Below are 2701 nucleotides of genomic sequence, written 5' to 3'. Positions count from 1 at the left end.
GCTAAGAAGAAGCCCAGATAATAAATGGTACAAATCTGAGAAATCTTTTCAAATACAGGTGATGGTGGCTCGATACCCAAGTAACCCAAAATTACAAAACTCACAATAAATACACCGTAGATGTACTTATGGAATTGTGGGCGATAGCGAATAGACTTCACTGGTGAGTGATCTAACCATGGCAAGAAGAACAGTATTACTACTGAACCACCCATAATCACCACGCCCCAGAATTTCGCATCGAATGCATAGAAGCCAACAGCCAATACGAGAGCAATTGCAGCACAAGCACCCTTAAGTTTGATGTTGCTCGACTTGAGTGCAAACATTCCCAAAATTACTGCCAAGAAAATCCACAGCGGTAATAAGAAGTTGGTCGTTGTTGCACGCAACATAGAGTAGAACGGTGTGAAATACCAAACCGGTGCAATGTGCGTTGGAGTCTCAAATGGATTTGCAGGGATAAAATTATTTGCCTCAAGGAAATAACCGCCCATCTCCGGCGCAAAGAATACGATGCAAGCAAACACCATGAGGAATCCACCTAAATACATCACATCATGTACGCTGTAATAAGGGTGGAATGGAATGCCGTCAATAGGGCGGCCATTGGTACCCAGGGTATCTTTAATTTCAATACCATCTGGGTTATTTGAGCCAACTTCATGCAAGGCAAGAATATGAGCAGCTACCAATCCAATTAAAACCAGTGGAATTGCGATGACGTGGAATGCGAAGAAGCGATTTAATGTTGCATCGCCAACTACGTAGTCGCCACGCAACCATAAAGAGAGGTCTGGACCGATCAAGGGAATTGCAGAGAACAAGTTAACAATCACTTGAGCGCCCCAGTAGGACATTTGACCCCAAGGGAGCAAGTAGCCGAAGAAGGCCTCTCCCATTAAGCACAAGAAAATCGCGCAACCAAAGATCCAGATAAGCTCACGTGGCTTGCGATATGAGCCGTAGATCAAACCACGGAACATGTGCATGTAGACCACCACAAAGAACATAGAGGCGCCAGTAGAGTGCATGTAACGAATCAACCAACCCCATGGTACTTCACGCATGATGTATTCAACAGATTCAAATGCTTTAGCTGCATCCGGCTTGTAGTTCATTACCAAGAAAATGCCGGTAATAATCTGAATTGCTAAAACAACTATGGCTAATGCGCCAAAGATGTAGAAAAAATTCAGGTTTTTTGGAGCGTAGTATTCGCTCATATGGCGCTTAAACGCTTCTGTTACTGGTAGGCGTGAATCAACCCAAGCCATAAGCTTTTGTGCACCAGAAGCGTCTGCCGGGACTTCTTTTTCGTGAAATGCCATTTATCTCTCCTTAGGCCTTCTTATCTTCGCCAACCAGAATCTTGGTATCGCTCAAGTACATATGTGGCGGCACTTCCATATTGTCTGGGGCTGGTTTATTTTTAAATACACGGCCTGCCATATCGAATGTAGAGCCATGACATGGGCATAGAAAGCCACCAGGCCAAGTATTTGGCAAGGAAGGCTGTGGGCCAGACTCAAATTTCGCTGTAGGGGAGCATCCCAAATGCGTACAGATACCCACAACAACAAGGTACTCAGGCTTAATTGAGCGCCATTGGTTTTGGGCGTAAGGAGGGGTAAATTGGGCTGGATCCCTTAAAGAATCAGGGTCTGCCAACTCCGAGTCAATCTTGGAGAGCTCTGCAACCTGCTCAGGGGTGCGGCGCACGACCCATACAGGCTTGCCGCGCCACTCCACCATTCTCATCTCATCTGGCTGCATACCAGCGATATCGATCTCGACAGCAGCTCCGGCGGCCTTAGCACGCTCAGAAGGCTCAAAACTATCAACAAAAGGGTAAAGGGCTGCGGCTGCACCAACACCGCCAACCGCTGAAGTAGCGATCAACCAATTACGGCGATCCTTGTCCATACAGGGCTTGTCACTCATTTACAAAATTCCTCGGAAGAGCATTTATAGGTGGAAATTGCTTAAAGGTAAGATTTTAAAGTAAAAAGTTGGGTATGCAAGAAAGTTATGGGGTTAATCTTGAGATAATCCCTATCAATTTGATATGAGAGGGATTTATGGCTGTTTTAAAGGAATTTCGGGACTTTGCGGTCAAGGGTAACGTCATTGATTTGGCGGTTGGCGTGATTATCGGCGGGGCATTTGGAAAGATCGTGGATTCCCTAGTAAACGACATCGTGATGCCCGTGATTTCAACTATGCTGGGGGGTCATATTGACTTCACCAACCTCTTTCTTGTTTTGGGCAAAATTCCAGAAGGGGTTCCACGAACTTTTGATGCCCTCAAAAAAGCTGGGGTACCCATTTTTGCTTATGGCAACTTCATAACCATCTCAATTAACTTTATTTTGCTGGCTTTTGTCATCTTTCAGATGGTGAAAGTTGTGAATAGAGTCCGCACCACCGATGTCCCTCCTGCACCTCCAATACCAGAGGATGTAGTCTTGCTGAGAGAAATTCGAGACAGTCTTAAAAGGTAACTTTTTCCTTAGGACAAGGATGCTTCAGCGCATCTGGCTCATTTTTGTACATTCAGTAACGGTCTTATTAGCCACATGGCTGTAGCAAACTTCAAACCTAGAAGTAAAAAAGCTGAGTTCCAGTCGATCCAGTCTTTCATTTTTTCCTTTTTTGAAAAACTCCAAAAGAGGATCCCGGGTCAAATCTAGGGTCAGGT

3 protein-coding genes are annotated in these 2701 nt (G+C 45.1%); 1 reads left to right on the top strand and 2 read right to left on the bottom strand.

What is annotated here, in order from left to right; all coding sequences use genetic code 11:
• Positions 1-1331 (bottom strand): cytochrome bc complex cytochrome b subunit (locus B7Y67_RS14755; RefSeq protein ID WP_293599289.1); only part of this gene is annotated, 1331 nt, incomplete at its 3' end.
• A 10-nt stretch (positions 1332-1341) separates the two neighbouring features.
• A complete protein-coding gene (gene petA, locus B7Y67_RS14750) occupies positions 1342-1944 on the bottom strand; it encodes a ubiquinol-cytochrome c reductase iron-sulfur subunit (protein ID WP_215302386.1) in 603 nt (200 codons plus the stop codon).
• Positions 1945-2081: 137 nt separating this feature from the next.
• On the opposite strand from petA, the gene mscL reads away from it, so the two are divergent.
• Positions 2082-2504, top strand: a complete 423-nt coding sequence (gene mscL, locus B7Y67_RS14745; RefSeq protein ID WP_293599288.1) for a large conductance mechanosensitive channel protein MscL — start codon at positions 2082-2084, stop codon at positions 2502-2504.
• Positions 2505-2701: the final 197 nt, after the last annotated feature.

It is taken from the genome of Polynucleobacter sp. 35-46-11, from assembly GCF_002281105.1.
This window is presented reverse-complemented; position numbering and strand designations above follow the sequence as displayed.